This window comes from Bifidobacterium sp. MSTE12 (genome assembly GCF_000513015.1).
Taxonomy (GTDB): Bacteria; Actinomycetota; Actinomycetes; order Actinomycetales; family Bifidobacteriaceae; genus Bifidobacterium; species Bifidobacterium dentium.
On sequence record NZ_AZYA01000007.1, the window covers coordinates 354,460 to 376,614 of the forward strand.

22 protein-coding genes and 3 tRNA genes are annotated in these 22,155 nt (G+C 54.9%); 20 read left to right on the forward strand and 5 right to left on the reverse strand.

All coding sequences use genetic code 11. From position 1 onward, the window contains the following. Positions 1-28 precede the first annotated feature (28 nt). From HMPREF1494_RS02355 to HMPREF1494_RS02370, 4 genes are all read right to left on the reverse strand, one after another. Positions 29-104: transfer RNA gene (locus HMPREF1494_RS02355), tRNA-Gly, on the reverse strand. Positions 105-137: 33 nt separating this feature from the next. After that, positions 138-210: transfer RNA gene (locus tag HMPREF1494_RS02360), tRNA-Val, on the reverse strand. 44 nt (positions 211-254) lie between these two features. Then, positions 255-326 (reverse strand) — tRNA-Val (locus HMPREF1494_RS02365). Positions 327-401: 75 nt separating this feature from the next. Then, positions 402-1,280 carry a GNAT family N-acetyltransferase gene (locus HMPREF1494_RS02370; RefSeq protein WP_034519117.1) on the reverse strand — a complete coding sequence of 293 codons (879 nt, stop codon included), beginning with the start codon at positions 1,278-1,280 and terminating at the stop codon, positions 402-404. Between the two features lie 266 nt (positions 1,281-1,546). Between HMPREF1494_RS02370 and HMPREF1494_RS02375 the strand changes: the two genes are divergently transcribed. The 20 genes from HMPREF1494_RS02375 to HMPREF1494_RS02470 all read left to right on the forward strand — a co-directional run bounded on the left by HMPREF1494_RS02375 (position 1,547) and on the right by HMPREF1494_RS02470 (position 21,205). Next, positions 1,547-2,203, forward strand: a complete 657-nt coding sequence (locus tag HMPREF1494_RS02375) for an amino acid ABC transporter permease (RefSeq protein WP_003836928.1) — start codon at positions 1,547-1,549, stop codon at positions 2,201-2,203. Then, positions 2,190-2,864 (forward strand): amino acid ABC transporter permease, encoded by a 675-nt coding sequence (locus HMPREF1494_RS02380; RefSeq protein WP_034519119.1) that lies wholly within the window; start codon positions 2,190-2,192, stop codon positions 2,862-2,864. The genes HMPREF1494_RS02375 and HMPREF1494_RS02380 overlap by 14 nt, the downstream gene beginning before the upstream one ends. Further along, positions 2,857-3,675: an amino acid ABC transporter ATP-binding protein gene (locus HMPREF1494_RS02385; protein ID WP_003836925.1), complete on the forward strand. Its 819-nt coding sequence runs from the start codon at positions 2,857-2,859 to the stop codon at positions 3,673-3,675. Before HMPREF1494_RS02380 ends, HMPREF1494_RS02385 begins: the two co-directional genes overlap by 8 nt. Before the next feature lie 36 nt (positions 3,676-3,711). Then, entirely contained in the window at positions 3,712-4,617 is a 906-nt protein-coding gene (locus HMPREF1494_RS02390) for a cysteine ABC transporter substrate-binding protein (RefSeq protein ID WP_033489701.1), read from the forward strand. 268 nt (positions 4,618-4,885) lie between these two features. Next, positions 4,886-5,896, forward strand: coding sequence for a ketopantoate reductase family protein (locus tag HMPREF1494_RS02395; RefSeq protein ID WP_034519122.1), 1,011 nt, complete (start codon positions 4,886-4,888; stop codon positions 5,894-5,896). 58 nt (positions 5,897-5,954) lie between these two features. Then, the gene (locus HMPREF1494_RS02400) at positions 5,955-6,821 is read left to right on the forward strand and encodes a MetQ/NlpA family ABC transporter substrate-binding protein (RefSeq protein WP_034519125.1); all 867 of its coding nucleotides are present in this window, start codon (positions 5,955-5,957) and stop codon (positions 6,819-6,821) included. A gap of 108 nt (positions 6,822-6,929) precedes the next feature. Next, a complete protein-coding gene (locus tag HMPREF1494_RS02405) occupies positions 6,930-8,009 on the forward strand; it encodes a methionine ABC transporter ATP-binding protein (protein WP_034519127.1) in 1,080 nt (359 codons plus the stop codon). A 5-nt stretch (positions 8,010-8,014) separates the two neighbouring features. After that, positions 8,015-8,674 (forward strand): methionine ABC transporter permease, encoded by a 660-nt coding sequence (locus HMPREF1494_RS02410; RefSeq protein WP_003842464.1) that lies wholly within the window; start codon positions 8,015-8,017, stop codon positions 8,672-8,674. Between the two features lie 105 nt (positions 8,675-8,779). After that, complete coding sequence (locus HMPREF1494_RS02415; RefSeq protein ID WP_003836913.1) at positions 8,780-9,955, forward strand: pyridoxal phosphate-dependent aminotransferase; 1,176 nt, start codon at positions 8,780-8,782, stop codon at positions 9,953-9,955. A 246-nt stretch (positions 9,956-10,201) separates the two neighbouring features. Next, complete coding sequence (locus HMPREF1494_RS02420; protein WP_003836911.1) at positions 10,202-11,413, forward strand: trans-sulfuration enzyme family protein; 1,212 nt, start codon at positions 10,202-10,204, stop codon at positions 11,411-11,413. Between the two features lie 34 nt (positions 11,414-11,447). Further along, on the forward strand, positions 11,448-12,200 hold the full coding sequence (locus HMPREF1494_RS02425; RefSeq protein WP_034519131.1) for an amino acid ABC transporter ATP-binding protein: 753 nt from the start codon (positions 11,448-11,450) through the stop codon (positions 12,198-12,200). A 123-nt stretch (positions 12,201-12,323) separates the two neighbouring features. Then, positions 12,324-13,118 (forward strand): transporter substrate-binding domain-containing protein, encoded by a 795-nt coding sequence (locus tag HMPREF1494_RS02430; protein WP_231495294.1) that lies wholly within the window; start codon positions 12,324-12,326, stop codon positions 13,116-13,118. A gap of 81 nt (positions 13,119-13,199) precedes the next feature. Next, entirely contained in the window at positions 13,200-13,862 is a 663-nt protein-coding gene (locus tag HMPREF1494_RS02435; protein ID WP_034519133.1) for an amino acid ABC transporter permease, read from the forward strand. A gap of 428 nt (positions 13,863-14,290) precedes the next feature. Then, the gene (locus HMPREF1494_RS02440) at positions 14,291-15,457 is read left to right on the forward strand and encodes an iron-containing alcohol dehydrogenase (RefSeq protein ID WP_051404695.1); all 1,167 of its coding nucleotides are present in this window, start codon (positions 14,291-14,293) and stop codon (positions 15,455-15,457) included. Positions 15,458-15,496: 39 nt separating this feature from the next. Then, positions 15,497-16,564 carry a methionine ABC transporter ATP-binding protein gene (locus tag HMPREF1494_RS02445; RefSeq protein ID WP_126622061.1) on the forward strand — a complete coding sequence of 356 codons (1,068 nt, stop codon included), beginning with the start codon at positions 15,497-15,499 and terminating at the stop codon, positions 16,562-16,564. Further along, positions 16,561-17,238, forward strand: coding sequence for a methionine ABC transporter permease (locus HMPREF1494_RS02450; protein ID WP_003836900.1), 678 nt, complete (start codon positions 16,561-16,563; stop codon positions 17,236-17,238). The genes HMPREF1494_RS02445 and HMPREF1494_RS02450 overlap by 4 nt, the downstream gene beginning before the upstream one ends. Positions 17,239-17,281: 43 nt before the next feature. Beyond that, complete coding sequence (locus HMPREF1494_RS02455) at positions 17,282-18,148, forward strand: MetQ/NlpA family ABC transporter substrate-binding protein (protein WP_034519138.1); 867 nt, start codon at positions 17,282-17,284, stop codon at positions 18,146-18,148. A 34-nt stretch (positions 18,149-18,182) separates the two neighbouring features. Then, a complete protein-coding gene (locus HMPREF1494_RS02460; RefSeq protein ID WP_034519140.1) occupies positions 18,183-19,040 on the forward strand; it encodes a DUF1684 domain-containing protein in 858 nt (285 codons plus the stop codon). Between the two features lie 31 nt (positions 19,041-19,071). Then, on the forward strand, positions 19,072-20,154 hold the full coding sequence (locus tag HMPREF1494_RS02465) for an iron-containing alcohol dehydrogenase family protein (protein WP_012901992.1): 1,083 nt from the start codon (positions 19,072-19,074) through the stop codon (positions 20,152-20,154). 154 nt (positions 20,155-20,308) lie between these two features. After that, positions 20,309-21,205: an SPFH domain-containing protein gene (locus HMPREF1494_RS02470; RefSeq protein ID WP_034519143.1), complete on the forward strand. Its 897-nt coding sequence runs from the start codon at positions 20,309-20,311 to the stop codon at positions 21,203-21,205. 178 nt (positions 21,206-21,383) lie between these two features. On the opposite strand, the gene HMPREF1494_RS02475 is transcribed toward HMPREF1494_RS02470, so the two are convergent. Then, positions 21,384-21,821: a hypothetical protein gene (locus tag HMPREF1494_RS02475; RefSeq protein ID WP_034519145.1), complete on the reverse strand. Its 438-nt coding sequence runs from the start codon at positions 21,819-21,821 to the stop codon at positions 21,384-21,386. Positions 21,822-22,155: the final 334 nt, after the last annotated feature.

Consider the following 22,155-nt stretch of genomic DNA (forward strand, 5'->3'; position numbering starts at 1 on the left):
TGCTGAGGTCTTGTCGAATGAGGTTTACTGGAGCGGACAACGGGACTCGAACCCGCGGTCTCAACCTTGGCAAGGTTGCGCTTTACCAACTAAGCTATGTCCGCAAAGAATTTCTGCCGTGAGAAGCAGAAATTCAGTGGGTGATATAGGAATCGAACCTATGACCCCTTCCGTGTGAAGGAAGTGCGCTAGCCGCTGCGCCAATCACCCGTGGATGTCTCCACCGGCTTGCCGGCTTCGTCATCCGCTTCGCGTGGGCGATACAAGATTCGAACTTGTGACCCCTTCCGTGTCAGGGAAGTGCGCTACCTCTGCGCCAACCGCCCGAAGCGAATGCTAACTTACGTGGATAATCCACGAAATGCAAATCATCGGCGTGTCGTAGGGTGTGCGGCGAAACGTCAGCTCTGTGCGGTCACCGCTGGAAACTCCGTGGTCTCGGGAACCTCGCGATCCATGGTGGCGGTGGCCTCGCTCATGGCCACACGAATGCTTTTCGCGGTCGCCATCGCGGCAATTTTGGAGGGAAGCGTGGCATGGCTGCTGGTATTCAGCGTGTCGGCTGAGGCAGGGGCGTACTGCGGGAGGGTGGCGGATTCGGTCGCAGCACCGATCGCATCGCCCATGCCGGGCTCGGCGGCCTCCACTGGCCTGGTCGGCGAGCCGGAAGGCATGCCCGCCTTGACCACGGCGATGGCCGCGGTAACCTCGCCAGGTCCTTCGGCGGCGCGATCGGCCTGCTCGGTGGTGGCATGCGTGAGTTTTAATCGCATCTGATGCCAGACCACATTGCCATGGGTGGATGAGGAAACGCCCTCATCCACGAATCCCAAGCGGGCGTAGAATCCAATCAGACGTTCCTTGCAGGTGAGCACGATGCCGTTACGTCCGGCGAGCACCGAATCCAATATCACGCGACGCAACAGATAGCTGGCGCAACCACGATGCTGATACACGGGAGCCGTATCCACGCCGAAGATCATCTGCCATGCCCCGTTCTCGTCATGCATGGAGGCGTCATCATACATGGCGTCGCTGAGATCCGGTTCGTCGGTGGTCATGCCGTTGACGAAGCCTACGAGCGTGCCATCCTGAACGGAAGCGGGGAAGCAGGCGTCATCGTCGCTTTCGGTGTTGACCAACAGCCAGAAATGGTCGGGGTACGCGGCGACGCGAGCGGTGAGGCTTTCGTTGCTCGCCGCCTCCGCAGGAGGGAAGCACGCAGCTTCGACCGCCACAATCGCGTCAAGGTCATCCATGGTTGCATGTCGAATGAGCATGTGCCTACTCTCTCGCGAGGTGTACCCAATCTTCACATTCGGTCATCGGCTTACAGCAGAAACGCATGCTGTGCGATACTGTGAAAGGATTGCCGGGAGGCCGGTTCGCGGGTTCCTGATAAGTCCCTATATGAAAATCCGATAACGCCATGGCCTGTTGCCGGTCCGTTCCGCGCTACGATGGGCCGCGCCTGTCAAACAGGTCGTACGACAGTGCGCATCGGATATGGACACGCGAATAGCGATGAGAGGCGAGGAGGTGACACGTGCTCGACTGGACGTTTATCACACATTATGCGCCGTTTTTTGTCACAGGCTCTGAAATGACGCTGTTCATCTCGGTGTTCGGCATCGCCCTCGCGATTGCCGTCGGTCTGGTCTGCGCGGGCGTTGAAATCGCACGTATCCCCGTCCTGCGGCAGATCGTGCGCGTTTACATCGAACTGAGCCGCAACACCCCGTTGCTGGTGCAGCTGTACTTTCTGTACTTCGGTCTGCCGAAGCTCGGCGTGGTTTGGTCGGCCGAACAATGCGCCATCGTGGGACTCGGTTTTCTCGGCGGCTCCTACATGGCCGAGGCGATGCGCGGCGGACTTGAGACCATACCCAACGTACAACGCGAATCCGCCTACGTACTGGGATTCAATACATGGCAGACCCTGAGCCGTGTGGTTATTCCGCAGGCCGTCAGCACGTCCATTCCCGGCGTGGTGGCCAATGTGATCTTTCTGATCAAGGAGTCTTCCGTGGTTTCCGCCATCGCGCTCGCCGACGTGATGTATATGGCCAAGGATCTGATCGGCATGTATTACAGCACGTATGAGTCGCTGTTCATGTTGGTGGTCGCATACTTGATTATTCTGCTGCCGATTTCGCTGTTCGGCACATGGCTGGAGCGGAGGTTCGACTATGAACGGCGCTGAGATTCTGCTCCAGCCGGGCGTCTTTCCACGCTTGCTGCAGGGACTGTGGGTCACGGTGTGGATTGCCGGCGTGTCCGTCGCGCTTTCCGTTCCGGTCGGACTGATCGTCGGTTGGCTGATGACGATGAACAATCCCGTCATCCGATTGCTGACCCGCATCTATCTTGATTTCATTCGCATCATGCCGCAGCTGGCATTGCTGTTCATTGCGTTCTACGGTTTTGCCCGCGCCTGGAACTGGAACCTGGATGCGACCGGTGCCTGCGTGTTCGTATTCGTGCTGTGGGGCGGCGCCGAGCTGGGCGATCTTGTGCGTGGTGCGCTCGAATCGATTCCCGACGCGCAATATGAGTCCGCTTACGTACTGGGACTTGGTCCCTGGCAGACCTTCACCCGGGTGATTCTGCCGCAGGCGTTGCGCAGGCTTCTTCCGGCTTCGGTGAATCTCGCCACCAGAATCGTCAAGACCACTTCGCTGGCAGTACTGCTCGGTGTGGTCGAGGTGATCAAGGTGGGCCAGCAGATCATCGATGCGAACCGTTTTCAATACCCGACCGGAACCTTGTGGATTTACGGGGTGATCTTCTTCATGTACTTCATCGTGTGCTGGCCGCTGTCCATCGTGGCCCGCCGACTGGAAAAGAGGTGGTCGCATGACTGACATGCAGCAGCCAAGCCTTCAGGTCGCGCATCTGGTCAAGCAGTACGCCAACGCCGACAGGCCGGTGCTGAACGATATTTCCTTCGAGGTACCGCACGGCAAGGTGTTCGTGATCGTCGGACCTTCCGGTTCCGGCAAATCGACGCTGTTGCGCACCATCGCGGGACTCGAGCCGATCCAGGGCGGTACCATATCGCTCAATGGCGAGGTCATCGAAACCGGCAGGCCGGGCACCGAATCCGCAGGTCGCAGCAAGCGCAGCAGCGAGTTGCGCACGCGTGTCGGCATGGTGTTTCAAAGCTATGACCTGTTTCCGAACAAAACCGTACTCGGCAACATCACGCTTGCGCCGACCCTCGTGCAGAAGCGTGACAAGGCCGAGGTCGAAGAGGAGGCCGTCGCGCTGCTGGAACGTGTCGGACTGGCTGATCGCAAGGATGCCTGGCCACATGAGCTTTCCGGCGGTCAGCGTCAGCGTGTGGCCATCTGCCGAGCGTTGATTCTGCATCCGGAAGTGCTGCTGTTCGACGAGGTCACCGCCGCGCTTGACCCGGAAATGGTGCGTGAGGTGCTCGACGTGATGCTCGAACTCGCCGATCGCGGCCAGACCATGCTCATCGTCACGCATGAGATGCAGTTCGCGCGGGCTATCGCCGACCAGGTCATCCTGCTTGAAGACGGTGGCATCGTGGAGCAGTCCGATGATGCCGAGAGATTCTTCACCCACCCGCAGACCGAACGTGCGCAGCAGTTCCTGCACACCTTCGAATTCGACAGGCATCGCACATCAGGCGATGCCGTCGACCAATAGATTGTGATGGCAGTCATCTTGAAGAGAGGAGAAACCATGACCGCATCAATCATCAGCAAAACCGTAAAGAACATCGTGGCCGCATCGGCCGCGTTGATCATGGCGGCCTCCGTGGCTGCATGCGGCCCGTCCGCAGCGACCCCGAGTGACGAGGGTTCCACTGCGAGCGGCTCCAGCTCGAGCAAGACCACCGCCCGTACCCTGGACGAAATCAAAAAGTCCGGTGAGCTCAAGGTGGCCGTGTTCTCCGACAAGGCCCCGTTCGGCTATGTCGACAAGGACGGCAACTACGCCGGCTACGACGTGTACTTCGCCGAGCGTCTCGCCAAGGATCTGGGCGTGAAGGCGGCCTACACCTCCGTCGATCCCGCCGCCCGTGTGGACGTGCTCACCTCCAACAAGGTCGACGTCACCCTCGCCAACTTCACTGTGACCGACGAACGCAAGGAGAAGGTCGACTTCGCCAAGCCGTACATGAAGGTCGCGCTCGGCGTCGTTTCCCCGGAAGGCGCCGAAATCACCGATGTAAGCCAGCTCAAGGGCAAGACCCTGATCGTGGCCAAGGGCACCACCGCGGAAACCTACTTCGAGAAGAACGAGCCCGACATCAAGCTGCAGAAGTACGACCAGTACGCCGATGCCTATAATGCGCTGCTCGATGGTCGTGGCGACGCATTCTCCACCGATAACACCGAGGTGCTTGCCTGGGCCAAGTCCAACAAGGGCTTCAAGGTCGGCATCACCAAGCTCGGCGACGAAGATACCATCGCTCCGGCCGTGCAGAAGGGCAACAAGGAGTTGCTCGACTGGATCAACGAGGAGATCGACAAGCTCGGTGACGAGAACTTCTTCCACAAGGATTACGAGGAGACTCTGAAGCCGGTGTACGGTTCCGACGTCGACCCGGACGACATCGTCGTGGAAAAGGGCGTCGTCGACTGACGATAGCCGTCGACCTGCGATTTGCAGGACGACACCCATGGGAAAGGCCTTTCGCTTTCGCGGAAGGTCTTTTTTGTTGGGATCCCGGTCGCGTCCCTGTTGACACCGACATCCTGATAACGCTCCATAAATATTGATTATGACGATTTGCGCCTTTCATAAGAAGCGCATATAGCCACGCCGGTATCCGGCTTGATTATTTCCGATATCTTGTGATTGTCCGCTTGGAAAGACGGTGAAAAGCACTTATAAGAGAGGAGATCGGGGCATGAAGTACGCAGTGATCGGTGCCGGCGGAATGGGCATTCAGTATGGTGTTCTGTTGCAGGAGTTCGCCCATAAGGATGTTGATTTCATCGATACGTGGAAGCCGAACGTCGAGAAGATTCGCGAACAGGGCGGCGCCTATGTGTCGCAGGATGGCGAAGACCGCCATCTGGTGCCGATCGACGTCTACTATCCGGAAGAATACACCGGCGAGCCGGACGTGTGGATCGTATTCGTCAAGCAGATGCAGCTCGACGCCGTGCTCAAGCGCTGCGCCCACCTGTTCAACGACCGCCAGATCGTGTTCTCCGCGATGAATGGGTACGGCCATTTCGAAAAACTCAACGAATACTTCTCCAAAGACCGTATCTACGGCGGTACGGCACTGATCGGCGCCTACGTATATGGTCCGGGCGACTTCAACTTCACCGGTGGCGCCCATGCCAAGGCCATGAACCTATGCTCTTACGCCGACGATCCGAGCGAGGGGGTGAAGGCGGCCGAACAGGTGTTGTTTGAAGACTTCAAGGCAGCCACGCTGAACCCGACCATCGTGGAGAACTTCATCGGCATGTGCATGGCCAAGATCGTGTTCAATGCCGTGCTCAACACGCTGTGCACCATGTATCAGATTCGCTTCGGCGAATTTCACGCGCATCCCGACGCGCGCTGGCTCACCGAACAGCTCGTGGACGAGGCCTACGGCGCGGCCGAGGCGGCGGGATACGAACTGCTCGGCACACGTGAGACGGAGGTCGAGACCATTCTGCACACCGCCGGAGTGGCGCATCCGCTGCACTACCCGTCCATGTATCAGGACCTGACCAAGGGACGTCCCACGGAAGTCGACTACATCAACGGATACATCGCCAAGGTGGGCCGCGAAAACGGCTACGTATGCAAGTTGCACGAATTCCTCACCCGAGAGGTGCATCTTGCGGAACGTGCCTTCGCCATCCACAATCCGGATATCGTAGCCCAGGCCGAAGCCGACGCCGAGGCAAGCAAGTGACCGTATAAGTAACCATATATCTTCGTTTTTTCTGACACACATACGAGAGAGGAAACCCATGACCATCAACATCCTGAAGAAAGCGAACGACGTCAAGCGCGTGTTCGCAGCCGTACTCGCCGTCACGACGCTCGTCTCCGTCGCCGCCTGCGGCTCCGACAGCACCTCGGCCAGCCTCGACTCCAATAGCGGCAAGACCACCGAGATCACCGTGGGCGTGTGCCCCGGACCATATGGTGACATGGTCGAAAAGGTCATCGGCCCGCTCCTCAAAGACGACGGCTTCGAACTCAAGACCAAGCTGTTCAACGATTACGTGCAGCCCGACAAGGCGCTCGCCTCCGGCTCCATTCAGGCCAACCTGATGCAGCACATCAACTATCTGAACAAATTCACGAAGGACAACAACCTCGATCTGACCTCGCTGGGCCAGGTACCGACGCTGGGCCTGGGCATCTACTCCAAGAAGTACCAGTCCATCGACGATATCGAAGACGGCTCCACCGTGTCCATTGCGGCCGATGGCTCCAATCTGGCACGCTCGCTTGGAGTGCTTGAACAGCAGGGCCTCGTGACCCTCAAGGGAGACATCGACTCCACCAAGGCTTCCGTCAACGACATCGCTTCGAATCCGAAGAACCTCAAGATCAAGACCCTTGACGCGGCCCAGCTGGCCCGTTCCGTCGATACGGTCGATGTGGCGCTCGTTCCGGGCAATTTCGCCTGGGCTGCGGGACTCAAGCCAGCCGAGGCGCTTGCCACGGAACAGCAGGACGAAGGCGTGATCAATGTGTTCGTGGTCAACACCAAGGACGTCGACTCCGACTTCGGTAAGGCCGTCAAGAAGTTGCTGACCAGCCAGGAATTCAAGGACGCCATCGCCAAGAGCGATTTCAAGGATTTCGGCAAGCCGACCACTTGGTGAACCGTCGACTGGCCTGATCGGTGGGTTTCCCGTGTGAGATGCGTTGAGCGGGAAAGCCCACCGATTCGTCAATCGAGTTACCGAGCCAATCGAAACAACGAGGGAACAATGAGCGTCATCGAACTGAAGGATGTATCCGTCACCTTCCATGAAGGCGGCCGAACCGTCGAAGCCGTCAAACATGTGACTTTGAACGTCGACAAAGGCGAGATCTTCGGCATCGTCGGTTTTTCCGGTGCCGGCAAATCCACGCTGGTACGTACCATCAACCTGCTGGAACGCCCCACCGGCGGACAAGTCGTCATTGACGGCAATGACGTCACCGGGCTGAGAGGTGCGGATCTGCGCGGGCTGCGCAAGAAAATAGGCTTCATCTTCCAGGGCTTCAACCTGATCGGCAACGTCACGGTCGGCAAGAACATCGAATTCGCGCTTAAAGCGGGCGGATATCCGAAGCCGCAATGGCAGGAGCGCATCCGCGAACTGCTTACGCTCGTCGGACTGGAAAACAAGATCGACAGCTATCCGTCCAGCCTTTCAGGTGGGCAGAAGCAACGTGTATCGATTGCCCGTGCGCTTGCCAACGAGCCGGAGATCCTCCTGTGCGACGAGGCCACCAGCGCGCTGGATCTTGAAACCACGGAAGGCATTCTGGCGCTATTGCAACGCATCAATCGCGAGCTTGGCATCACCATCGTATTCATCACGCATCAATTGGATGTGGCCAAGCAGATCTTCGACCGCGTGGCCGTGATGGAAAACGGTGTGGTAGTGGAACAGGGCAACACCTTCGACGTGTTCAGTGCGCCGAATCATCCGACCACCAAGGCGTTGGTGGAACGCTACCTTGGCATCGCCGTACCGCCGCAGTTGGTGCCGTCGCTACCGGTCGGCACCATCGTGGAGCTGCGATACAAGGGCGATGCGGCGCTTGAGCCGCTCATCAGCCAAGTGGCACAGGATTACGGCGTAAGCATCAACGTGTTGCATGCCAACGTGGAATACTTCGGTTCGCAGGCCATCGGCATTCTCATCGTGTTGGTGGGCGGAGCGGGCGAGCCGCTGGTACAGGCGCTGAATCAGTTGAAAACGCACGTGTTCAGCTACCGGGAACTTGATCGCGGACAGCTGGCGATCGCTCCTGAAACCGCCGATTCCGTTGCATCCGCTCAAGCTCAGGAGGTGTGAGAGATATGGAAGAAACCCTTGAGATCCTTCAGGAAAATCTTGCTCAGGCGCTATTGGATACGGCGTATATGGTTGTCATTTCCGCCATCATCGGCGTGGTGCTCGGCACTCTGATCGCGCTGTTGCTGTATTTGACCGAAAACCGCCTGTTCAAGCCGAATCGTGTGGTCAACACCATCGTCGGATTCATCGTCAACGCCATTCGATCGCTACCGTTCCTGATTCTCATGGTCGTGCTCATCCCGGTTGCGCAGCTCTTGCTCGGCGACCCGTACACGCCGACCGGCGGCGCGATCTCCCTGTCGATCGCCGCGGTGCCGTTCTTCGCCCGAATCGCGGAAAGCGCGTTTTCCGAAGTCGATCCGGGCCTTTTGGAGGCGGCCATCTCCACCGGTGCCACCACCAGGCAGATCATCTGCGAAGCGGTGTTCCCGCAGGCGTTGCCGTCGTTCATCCGCGGCGTGGTGCTCACCATCATCTCGCTGATCGGCTACTCCGCGATGGTCGGCACCATCGGCGCGGGCGGCATCGGCGACATGGCCATCCAGTACGGCTATAACCGGTACGAAACCGGCGTGCTCGTGGCGATCGTGATCATTCTGATCGTCATCGTGCAGATCATCCAATGGATCGGCGATGCCATCGCACGCAAGGTGACTCACTGAGCTTGACGGTGTCGTAACAAAGGTTGACGGCGTACGTGGCAAGCTGAGGCTGTTTTCGGTCCCGGCTCCACGTACGCGGTTGCTTTCAGCAAGGCAGGTGTTTTCATGACTTCATACGTTTCCCCGGTCGCGTTCACTACGGTCGCGCAGTCGATTCCGCCGAATGTCTTCGCCGACATGGACCGCAAGGTCGCTGCCGCCGTCGCGGGCGGCGCCGACGTGATCGATCTGGCGAAAGGCAATCCGGACGCCTTTCCGGCGGATTTCATCCGTGACGTCGCCAAGCAGGCCGTCGATGACCCCGCGAACGCGCGGTATTCGCCGTTCGACGGCAAACCGAGTTTTCTGCAGGCGGCCGAGCATTGGTATCGCAATACGTACGACGTCGACTTGGATTGGAGGACGCAGTTGTTTGCGGTGGAGGGCGCAGTCGATGGATTGGCGGCGCTGTTTGCGGTGCTGGTGTCTGAGGGAGACGCCGTTGCATACGCGGATCCGTATTATCCGTCGTACCATTGCATGACACTGATGAGCCGCGCTGAGGAGATTCTGCTGCCATCGCTTGCCGAGCGCGGATTCCTTCCCGATCTGGATGCGGTGCCGGGGGAGACCTGGGATCGCGTCAAGGTGCTGATTCTGAACTATCCCAACAATCCGACCGGCGCGCAGGCGCCGCGTGAGTTCCTGGAACGCGCCATCGAGCTGGCTCATGAGCACCGCTTCGTGATCGTACAGGATTTCGCCTATGCCGGTTTGGGTGTGCGCAATCAGCAGATCAGCATCCTATCGTTGCCGGATGCGTTCGATGTGACCGTCGAGGTATGCTCACTCTCGAAGATGTACGCGATGGCCGGTTGGAGGGCCGGATTCATCGCCGGTAACGACGACATCGTCAGCCACGTCAAACAGTATCACTATCAGATGGGTTCCATGGTGACCGGCAACGTGCAGGATGCCGGTACCGTGGCCTTGCAGTCCGATCAGGAATGCGTGGCCGAGTTGGCTTCACGCTATGCGTTGCGTCGGCAGATCGTCGCCGACGGTCTGCGCGATGCCGGCTTGGACGTGTTCGATTCGGACGGTGGCATATACGCTTGGGTGCATGCTCCGGAAGGGCTGACCGGCGAGCGGTTCGCCGATCTGCTGCTGGAACGTGCCGCCGTAGCCGCGCTGCCGGGCACCTGTTTCGGCAAAGTCGGCGTCGACTATGTGCGATTCAGCCTATTGAAGTCAGAGGATCAACTGCGGGAGGCGGTGCGCCGCATAGCCGCCGTGCTGTAGTTGCTAATGGTCGGGCGGTCGTTCTCTGGATGAGAATCGGCCGCCCGGCCATTGTTTTGTCGGTATGTGCCGGTATATGAAAAATCGATAGTGCCTTCAAGAACCCCGAGGTCGCGCGGGAGCGTCAAAAGACCATAAGCAGAGACTATAAGAAGAGCCGTGTTTCACGGTTTTCGATGGTGTTCAATGACGAATGTCGCCGCATGAAAGATATGCGGCCTGATTGAACCCGAGGGGGTGCGCATCATGGCCAGATTCAATACTCAGCTTGTCCACGGACTACCGGTCAACGACAACAACACCGGAGCCGTGAACCCGCCGATCTACAACTCGTCCACCTATGCTTTCGAATCGGTCGAGTCCATGCCCCGTTGGGATTATGCGCGCAGTGGCAATCCAACCCGCGAGTTCCTAGAAAAGCAGATCGCGCAACTTGAGCATGGCACACGTGGTTTCGCTTTTGGTTCCGGCCTTGCCGCCATCCATGCGGTGTTGTCGATCTTCCAGCCCGGCGACCGTATCATCGCTGGAGATAATGTATATGGCGGGTCATATTCGCAGTTGAACGAACACTTCAACCGCTGGGGTCTTCTCGTTGATTCCGTCGACACCTGCAATCTGACAGATGTCGAGCGGGCCGTCGCAGGACATGATGCAAATGGTAGATTTCCGGCAAAGGCAATCTACTTTGAAACCATCACCAATCCCTTGCTGAAGGTGAACGATGTGTATGCGATTGCTGAAATCGCACATCGTTACGGGGCGATAGTAATCGTCGATAATACGTTCGTTACGCCGTATCTGCAGAATCCGCTTGATCTCGGGGCGGACATCGTACTGCATTCGGCTACGAAGTACTTGGCCGGACATTCCGATGTGATTGCGGGTTTGGTCGTGACGAAGGATGATCGGCTTGGACAGCGTGTATACTTTGCACAAAATCGTCTTGGTGGAGTGCTCGCTCCGACGGAGTGTGATTCGGTGCGTCGGGGCATTCAGACGTTAGCGTTGCGATTGGAACGGCAGCAGGAGAACGCGATTTCGGTGGCGAAGTACTTGTTGAACCATCCGCTAGTGAGGAACGTCTATTATCCAGGACTCACTGATGGTGAGAATCTGGTTGCTAAGGGGCTTCGTGGCGCCGGTGGCGTCCTGAGCTTTGAGGTTGTCAAGGGAATCGACCCATCTGACGTGTTGAACAACCTGAGGCTATTCCGTTTGGCGGTTTCCTTGGGCGCTGTTGAGAGTCTCGCCGAACTACCGTGCCGTATGACGCATTTCGAACTTCCGCGTGACGAGCGTTTAAAAGTCGGCATCACTGATGAGCTGATTCGCCTATCCATCGGCATTGAAGATGCTCGTGATTTGACGGAAGATCTGGCTCAGGCATTTGAGAAGGCTGCAGAAGCTTGTTTGATTGCGAGGGAGAAACCGCTTGACGAGAGTGCGCTGGTCTGAGAGTCAGCTATCACGTGACGATTGAGGTGTAAGCATGATAAAGATTCGAGGCGTACGAAAATCGTTCGGGACGCAAGCGGTACTTAATGGCATCGATTTGGATATTCCGCAGGGCAACGTCGTTTCAATCATCGGGCCGAGCGGGTCTGGAAAATCGACGCTATTGCGTGTGATTGACTATCTGGAGTCTGCCGATGATGGGACGATTGACTTCGGTCAAGGCATTGTTTCTTTGGCCAGTGCCAGGCCTAAGGATATCTTTTCGGTTCGTTCGAAGATTGGATTCGTGTTCCAGAATTACAACCTTTTTCTGAATAGAACCGCTTTAGATAATGTTGCGCTTGGCTTGATGCATGTCAAGGGACAGAGCCGCAAGGAGGCTGAACGTACTGCGCTTGATGAGCTTGAACGGGTGGGAATGGCTGATTTTGCCGACAGATATCCGAGCAGGTTGTCCGGAGGCCAGCAGCAGCGTATCGCCATAGCTAGGGCGATCGCCTTGGAGCCGGAGCTGTTGGTGTTGGATGAACCTACGTCTGCTTTGGATCCGGAAATGGTGGGCGGAGTGCTTGCCGTTATCAGGTCTTTGGTTGATTCCGGAATGACCATGCTTATGGTTACGCATGAGATGCGTTTCGCTCGTAATGCATCTGATCATGTCGTGTTCTTCGAAAGCGGCAAAATCGTGGAGCAGGGTAGTCCGGAACGAATCTTCAATCACCCGACTGAAGTGCGTACTGCGCGGTTTCTGGCTTCGATACACGATTCTAGTTTAATTTATAGCTAGAAATCTGGAGACATTATCTTAGTGGAATCCGGGGAATCGCAAACATCATCTGCTTGTAATTTTTAGTGAAATTGACTGAATGGTAATCATTGGAAGTAGGAAATAATGTCTAGGAATAGTTCAGTGTGGAAGAAATTTGTGACTGTGACAATTGCAGCAATCTCGATTATCGGTTTTGGTGCATGTGGTTCATCTAATAATTCCTCATCAGTCGGTGAGCTTGATCAAATTAAGGAGAATGGAGAAATTGTTTTCGGAACAGAAGGCACATATGCTCCATTTTCCTATCATGATGCTGATGATAAGCTGACTGGTTACGACGTTGAAGTTGCAACGGCCGTTGCCAAGGAACTTGGCGTTAAGGCCAAGTTCGTAGAAGCCAATTGGGACTCTCTTCTTGCTGGAGTGGATGCAAAGAAGTTTGATACCGTAGCGGATCAGGTGGCGCCGAGTGATGAGCGCAAACAGAAATATGATTTCACTGATCTCTACACCTATTCGCAGGGTGTTGCGGTGACGAAAAAGGGAAATGATGACATCAAGACCTTCGCTGATATCAAAGGTAAGAACGCAGCCGAAACCAAAACCAGCAACTGGAACCAGACCGCCCAGGAAAATGGCGCCAATATCGTGTCCGTCAATGATTTCGCCCAAGCCGTTGATGCCATCACATCTGGTCGTGCAGAGGTGACGCTCAATGACAAGTTGGCGGTTCTTGACTATCTTAAGCAAAAGCCGGATGCGGAAGTTCAGATTTCCGCAAAGTCCGAAGTCAGTCCTGCTGCGGCCTTCCCCATTCGTAAGGGTGAGGACGATCTGGTGAAAGCCGTCAATGATGCTCTTGCCAAGCTACGGAAGAAGGGTGTCTTGGAGAAGCTTTCCGTTAAGTACTTCGGTGAGGATGTCTCTGTCAAGTAAATCCGTATTCGTGATTTCACGGTGGTTGCGGGACCATGATTCGTGGCCGCCGTGGAATGTGATGTAGAGACAGGAGGAATCATGGACGGCAGGCTTTGGGGAGTCGTTGTTGACTCCTTTGACAAATTGTTGATTCCGGGGTTGACGGTGACCATCCCGTTGACTCTCATATCTTTTGTCGTCGGATTGGCGTTGGCCATTGCGGTTGCGCTTGTCCGTGTGGCGAAAGTGCCGGTAATTCAACGGATTGCCCAATTCTATGTGTGGGTGTTCCGAGGAACTCCCCTGTTGGTTCAATTGTTCGTGATTTTCTTTGGTTTGCCATCGGTGGGCATTGTCGTTCCTGCTTTCCCGTCTGCGATCATCGCGTTCTCTCTCAACGTTGGCGCTTATGCTTCGGAGACGTTGCGCGGGGCTATCCTTGCAGTGCCTAAGGGTCAGATTGAAGCCGGCCTGACCACTAACTTGAATTATCTGACCATCATGCGGCTTATCGTGTTGCCTCAGGCGTTCAAATCTGCATTCCCCGCATTGTTCAACACTTTCATCTCGTTGGTGAAGGACACCTCGCTTGCTGCAAACATCACAGTGGCCGAGATGTTCATGGCCGCGCAGCGTATCGTCGCGACTACGTATGAGCCTTTGGTGCTGTATTGCGAAGTCGGTCTTATCTATCTGGCGTTTTGTACGGTATTGACTTGGCTGCAGGGGATATGCGAAAGGCAGCTTGCCAAACGTTTCTGATTTTGCCGTATTGGCGGATCATCGATTGACGGCAATGACATCGAAGTTGCGAATCGGCTCATCTCATGCTTCCGGGTCGGTCGAGTCGATACCCTGATGGGACGGGTTTTGGATTTGTTGGTTGTCTCTTTGCCCATATGCCTGTAAATAGTTAACATCGGCGTGGCTGTATTGCTGGCATTTACAAGATAGTGCTTGGTGTATTTTGCTGATAAGTAAGGAAGCGAATACCGTTAAAGCATTAATCTAGTGTGATGTTATTAATAATATTGATGATTCTTTATTAAGATAATATTATTCTTTGCGTAGTCGGAAAGCTATAGATTATACATATATCGCAAGTCGCGTGGAGCACGCTTTTATGTGCTTTACTGTGGTTTAGTGCAAACAATAATTAATTTTTTTGAGAATATAAAAGGAAATGTATTATGTCTTTTATCTACTATACGCAAAGCAAATTGGTTTTTGGCGTTGGTTCCCAAAATCAATTGGAGGCATTATTGCGAGAGAATGCGGCAACCTCCATTTTGCTGATATACAGCGGTGATTATGTATTCGACCTCGGCATCCATGATGTCATCAATCAGGCTGCACGCAACATAGGGGCGAATCTGATTGAGAATGGCGACGTTGTGCCAAACCCGCATATCGACCTGGTTCGGAATCTGATTGATCAGGCTCGGGCGGCAGATGTCGACTTCATCTTGGCGGTAGGCGGCGCAAGTTCGTTCGATACGGCCAAGGCGGTGGGTGTTGGTCTTGAGTACGATGGGGACGTCTGGGATTTATTCACTGGAGTTGCCGAACCACAGAGCAGTGTTTCGGTCGGCGTGATTTCCACGATTCCCGGGAGCGGTTCCGAGGTATCGGATTGCGCGGTGCTTCAACAAGGACATGACAAACGCGCCTTAGAGAACCGTATTGTGATTCCGAAATTCGCCATAGTCAATCCGGAGTATTCCCGTACCGCCCCTTATCGATATCAGGCGGCTGCGGTAGCGGATCTCGCAGTTGGCTTCCTAGAACCGTATTTCACAGCGAAAGATCATTTGGAATCCGAGGACAGATTACTCGAAGGGGGCCTGAAGGCGGCACTGGTGGCAGGCAGGCGATTCGTGGAGGATCCTCAGGATTTGAAGAATCGCACCGAACTGCATTGGCTGTCAGCAACCATGTTCAATCATTGCTTTCTGGCCACAGGTTCGGAGAATGACTGGACCACTCACCGGATCGAACATGAGCTGGGTGGTGAGTTTGATGTTATTCATGGCGAGGGAATTTCGGCAATTCTGCCATCGATCATCCGCTATGTGGCTCGACGCCAACCGAAGAGGTATGCCCAGCTCGCCGTTCGGGTATTCGATGCCGATCCCTACGACAATGACGAGGAACAGCTTGCCAACTACTTCGCCAATCGAATCGAAGAGCATTTCAAGGCTTTTGGACTTGCCACGAGCCTGCATGAACTGGGGATTGCGGAGAGCTCCATTGAACATGTGGCCGATCGATTGACTCTTAATGGAAGCAAAACAGTCGGCAATTATTCACCGCTCGACCGGAATGATGTCATAGCGGTACTTCGCCTCGCTTACTGAACATGGCTGTGAATTGTCACGAAACCGTAAGGAATGGATATGACGGATGAAACGACAATATCGTATCAGCGAAATCTGGTGACGATAAGGAATCTCAAAAAAATATACCGCACCGAAGATGGTGAGAAGGTGGCTTTGCATGATGTGAACCTGAATATCACCAAGAGAGACATTTACGGCATCATAGGATTGAGTGGTGCCGGAAAATCCACACTGGTACGGTGCATTAATGGCCTGGAACGATATGATGGCGGCTCCATGGTCGTTGATGGACACGAAATCACAGATCTGTCCAAAAAAGACCTCAGGGCGGTACGCCGCTCCATCGGCATGATTTTCCAATCATTCAATCTCATGCCTTCCAGAACGGTGGCGGGTAACGTTGAGCTGGCATTGCTCGATTCAGGTCTTGGTAAGGGTGAGCGGGAATCCCGTGTCAAGGAACTGCTTGAACTAGTGGATTTGTCCGAAAAGGCCGATAATTATCCGAACGAACTATCTGGTGGTCAGAAGCAACGCGTTGCCATCGCACGGGCATTGGCCAACAATCCTAGCATCTTGCTCAGTGATGAGGCCACCAGTGCACTTGATCCCAACACTACGAAGTCCATTCTGAGACTGCTCAAGCATCTACATGACACTTTGGGGCTGACGATTGTCATCATCACGCATCAGATGTCGGTGATCAAGCAGATTTGCAATCGCGTCGCGGTGATGGATCGCGGCACCGTTGTGGAGGAAGGCAAGGTATTCGATATCTTTGCCAATCCGAGGGCTCCTCTGACGCAGGCTTTCGTAGCGACGACTTCGAACCTTGGAAAAATCAGTGATCTGCTTGAGGACGGCTCGAACTTGGTTGATCTCAATCCGGGTCAGGTGCTGCTACGTATGAAATACATATCGAAGGAAGTGTCCGAAGCACTCGTCTCGCATATCTCTCGCTCATTTAATATCGACGTCAACATCATTTTCGGTGACATCGACATTATCGACGATGCGCCGTTGGGCGGTCTGGTGGTGATTTTGGATGGTCCCGCCGACCATATTGAGGCTGCAATCGACTATCTGAAGAGTCGCAATATCGGAATCGAGGTACTGGCGCAATGAACATCCTTGCTCAGTGGTTTCCCAATGTGGTCCATCGACTGCCTGAATTCATCGACAGTTTCGTTCAGACGCTTATCATGGTTGCGGTCACTGGAGTGCTTTCCTTCATGTTGTCCACTGTTTTTGCCGTGGGCCTGACACTGACCCAGCGGGACGGTCTTGCTCAGCAGGCCGTGGTTTTCAATGTTCTGGATAAACTGATCAATCTGTTCCGATCTATTCCGTTCATCATTCTTGCGGCGGCTTTGGTGCCGTTCACTAGGGCGTTGGTCGGTACGGCAATCGGAACGAAAGGAGCGATTTTCCCACTGGTCGTCGGTATTACGCCGTTTTTCACCAGACAGATCCAATCCGCTCTTGCGGGAGTTGATCCAGGTCTCATCGAGGCGGCGGAATCCATGGGCATGAGTACGTCGAAGATCGTATATCGCATCTATCTCAGAGAGTCCGTTCCATCCATTATTCGTGTGAGCGTCATCGCGATTGTGAGCCTGATCGGTCTCACCGCAATCGTCGGCATTGTCGGAGGCGGCGGTTTGGGCGATTTCGCCATCCGTTATGGCTATCAACGGTACATGCTTGACGCCACCTATGCGACCATCATCGTCTTGGTCATGCTCATCGGCGTGATCGAATTCGTCGGCAGACAGTTGGTTGCATTGACCGAACACTGATTTCACAACATTGCACAACAAAGGCAAAAAAAGGAAGGGAAACATGGCAACTTCAAATAAAACAAAAGCCAAAAGGAATCTGATCACCGTGCTGGTCGCATTGGCATTCGTGATTGTAGGAATCGTTGGATATTCGATATATCGCAACGCACAGAGCAGTGGCGGCACCGTTGTGACGGTTGGCGTGGTCGGCAATTCCGATGATGCCATCTGGGAGGCTGTGCAGAAGGAGCTTGACAACGAGAACTCCGGTATCACAATCCAGACCAAGGCTTTTCAGGATGGCATCTACGCCAATCAGGCTCAAGCGAATGGCGAGCTTGATTTGACGGCATTCCAGCACTATGCATTCCTTAATCAGGAGAAAGAACAGAAGGGGTATAAGCTCACGGCAATTGGCGAGACCTACATTTCACCGTTGAATCTTTATTCCCAAAAATACAAGAGCGTGAAGGATTTCAAAACCGGAGACAAAATCGCCATCCCCAACAATGCGACGAATACCGGCCGCGCATTGAAAGTTTTGGATTCCGCAGGCTTGATTAAACTGAAGGACAACACCAAGGCGAATCCGACCGTTGACGACATCGCGGAGAATCCCAGCGGCATCGATATCGAACTCAATGATGCCGCTGCCATCATCAACCTGCTTCCGGACTACGCAGGTGGCATCACCAACACCAACTTCATCATCGATGCCGGCATGAGCGTGGATGACGCCCTCTATCAGGCGCCGATTGATTCCGGCAACAAGAGTTTCAAGCCATACATCAATATCATCGTGGCTCGCGATGATCAGAAAGACAACGCCACCTATAAAAAAATCGTGGATGCCTACCATACCAAGGCCGTGGCGAATGCCATCACCAAGAACTACAAGGGTGCCGTGGTACCGGTGTTCAAGTACTGAGCGGTCGGTCGAGCGATTAGAAAGGAAAACCGGTATGACGAATCACAACGTTCCCCAAGACGCACATAAAGCGGATCCATATATCCAACAGTGGCATATCTGGCATGCGCAGCGTGTCGAGGAGTTGTCCTCGCCACATGGATATCTCTCCCCGACGTCCATCAATTGGATCAATGATGGTCAGAGCAAAACCATAGAGGGCATCCCAGGAACCTGGTCGTCTAAAAATGATGTGTTGGTCTACATTCCCGAAGAACGTGCACAGGTATATAACGCGGAGACGCTCGTTGAACAGCCACTCGTCTTTGTGCCGACAGCCTTTGGAGAGGAGGCGTTGGGCTATCTCGATTATGGTGATATTCGAATCGAAGTCAATGCGCAAACCAATCTTAACGATCAGAACAATCATCTGTTCTGGCTCCGTGTGAAAGATCCCGATGCAGAACGTCGTAAAGCCTTCAAAGGCATCGAACATTTTCCGATTGACCGCAGATGGCGATTCCCCGCGACGTTCCGCCGGGCAGATGATGACGAATTGGATATTCATGATTCCGTCGTCAAGACGGTTCTGCAATCCTATCCGGTATTGGGCTTCGTGGAATTCGATTATGGCGGTGGACATCATTCGCTGGTGGTCTCGAACGTATTCGGTCATGTTACGGTGTTTTTCTCAGATGAAACGACCGGCAAGGAAACCTATGGTATCGGGCGGGTGCTGCATCTTGATCCATTGAAACTCGATGCGCTTGATGTCATCGATTTCAACTACGCCTTTAACTATCCGTGTGCGTTCTCGCCATATTGCACGTGTCCGATTCCTTCTCGAAGGAATCATCTGCCGTTCGCGGTGACGGCAGGGGAGAAGACTCCTGAAGACAGTGCGCAGTACTGATATCGTCGAAACGGGATGACGCATAGGGGTTATGATGAGCTCAAATGTTCATGATGATGATGTACGAAGCGGACCGGATCGCTACATCAGCGAGTTGGGCGTCGCCAAGGACATTGGTCGGTACCTGTCTGATTACCGGCATCCCGTAATTGTAAGCGGAGAACATTCATGGAATGCCTTTGCCGAGTATGCGGATGAAGTCCCCGAATATCCGGTGTTCAGATATGATGGCAGTGCCACGCTACGTAACGCACAGGAGTTGGCGCAAATCATCGGGACGTCGCAGGCGGATGCCATCGTGGCCATCGGAGCCGGGAAACTTTCCGATACGGCGAAGAATGTCGCTGAAATTCTCGGCATTGATTTGATAATGGTGCCGACGTTGGCAGCCACTTGCGCGGCCTACTCGGCACTGTCCGTCAATTATGATGACCGGCATCGCTATGTCGATGCACCGTTGCATTCCCGCAATAGCAACTTAGTTCTAGTCGATGCAACTTTGATCGCAACCGGGCCATATGAATATCTGGTCGGAGGCATAGGCGATACTTTGGCCAAATGGTACGAGTCTAGGCCCGTGTTCGAAAGTGGCGCTTCGCTCGCCATCTTTGACAGGCTTTCACGACAATCCGCACTGCTGATTCGTGAGACATTGCTCAAAGAGAGTGAACTTGCTCTGAAAGCTCTGCGGAGAGGAGAAGCCAATGAGCATCTTCGGCTGGTCGTGGATACGAACATCGGTCTGGCTGGGACGGTTGGTGGTTTTGGAGGGTGCAAGGCACGGGCCTCTGGTGCCCACTCCATGCATGATGCGCTCACTTTGTTGCCGCAGACGGCTTCCGTCGTGCATGGGATGAAAGTCGCATATGGCATCATGGTTCAGCTTGTCGCGGAGGGGCGAAGCAGCGAGGCTCGTGCCTTGATTCCGTTCTATGATGCGGTGGGGTTGCCCCATTCGTTAGCTCAGATTGGTGTCGATTCGTGGAATAATGCAGTTCTGCGTAAGGTTGCTGAATTAGCATCCAGCGAACAGGCGGCTTTTGCGCGGGCGGTTCCTGGAATCACCGCGGATGATGTGATGCAGGCAATGGAACAAGTTGAGCGGTTGCAGTAGCGGGGTGCACCGACTGGCCGGCTTGCGCATCGCGGTTCCGCTTCCGGACAAACCATGCAAACGAATGCAATCTGCTGATATGGTTGACGGTTAGGCGTCACAATGGTTGCGACGCTTGGATCTATCAAGAGAAGCCAGAGGAGGAAGTGACGATATGAGCTTTCTATATGCTCTCCTTGTCATTGCGGTGATCATCGCCATCCTGTTCCTGTCCACGCTATTCATCGTGCCGCAGCAGCAGGCCTACATCATCGAACGGTTCGGCAAGTTCAACAAGGTGCAGTTCGCCGGCATCCATATTCGTATTCCGTTCGTCGACCGCATCGCCATGAAAACCAACATGCGTGTCAACCAACTCAACGTGCAACTGGAAACCAAGACGCTCGACAACGTGTTCGTCACCGTCGTGGCCTCCACCCAGTTCCGTGTGAACCCGGAGAACGTGGCCACTGCTTACTACGAGCTGCGCGATCCGGCGGGCCAGCTCCGCTCCTACATGGAGGATGCCTTGCGCTCCGCCATTCCGGCGCTGACCCTTGACGATGCGTTCGCCCGTAAGGATGACGTGGCCTTTGACGTGCAGAAGACCGTCGGCAATGAAATGGCCCGTTTTGGCTTCACCGTGGTCAAGACGCTGATTACGGCCATCGATCCGAGCCCACAGGTCAAGAACGCCATGGATTCCATCAACGCGGCCCAGCGCGAGAAGGAAGCCACCCGTCAGCGTGCCGAAGCCCAGCGCATCCAGATCGAGACCCAAGCCGCCGCAGAAGCCGAGAAGACTCGACTGCAGGGCGAAGGCCAGGCCAACTACCGTCGTGAGATAGCCAACGGCATCGTCGATCAGATCAAGAGCCTGCAGGCCGTCGGCATGAACATCAACGACGTGAACAACGTGGTGCTGTTCAACCAGTATCTTGATGTGATGCGTTCGCTCAGCGAGTCCGACAACACCAAGACCGTGGTCTTGCCGGCATCGACGCCAGGCGGCTATCAGGATCTGTATGAGCAGGTCACCAAGGCCATGCTCACCGCCGGCGAAGCGAAGTGATGTGAAGGCTTTCGCCTGCCACTTTCTGTATTGTCACGGTAGGTGAAACCCCTCCTTTCGGTGGAAACCGCATGAATGGTGACGGAGAGTGCGGAAAACCCGAAAGGAGGGGCTTGTCATATTCGGGTGCACCGCATATCAGCGGTGCACGTTTGATTGGTGGGCGGAAGGATGCGTGTCAGGCGGCGCTTCCGACCAGTTGTCGTACCGGCATCATCGTCACGGTGTCGGTGTTGCCGACGGTTTCGATGGCATTGATGCGGGTTTGCAGATCGATGACCTTCTTCTCCAGCCATTTAATGGTCATGGATTGGGTGAGTACCAGCAGATCGTGCTGATCGGAGCCGGATGCATTGGCGAAATCCCGTGCTTCGAGCATGATTTGCGGATCGGCCTTCCAGCGGGCGATGGCACGTTCGATGCGTTTGCCGCCGACGATCTTCGGATCGAGGCCGGCGCTGGCGAAGATGCTGGTCGGGCCATTGCCCCGCAGATACTGCGCCATGCAACGTACCTGGAAGTCGTGCGAATAGGTGATGCGGTCGGCGGAGGCCCGCTCGACCGCGGGCAGGGTATTCAGATAATACACTTCGGCCTGAGTGAAACGACGACGCATGATGATCCCCTTTCTAATGATCAGCTTCGGCTTTCGGCGGCTTCTTTTGAATGCCAAAGCTGATGATTGCATTCTATTTTCGTGATTTGCGGGGTGAATGGCTTCTGGCACGAAACGGTGTGTTCTTGGCACGAAACGAGGGGGCCGTCATATCGACGAGAGGTGACGAATTTGGCGATAAGCCGGTGAAATCAGGTGGGTCATGGTGTTCCCCTAGGGGATGCAAGGATGATGAAAAAGGTATAGACTCAACCCCAGAACCTCAAGGGGAAGGCGAAGAAGGCTTGTGGAAGGGACCGTACCATTGCATCCGATATCGGTTGAACGAACAGGT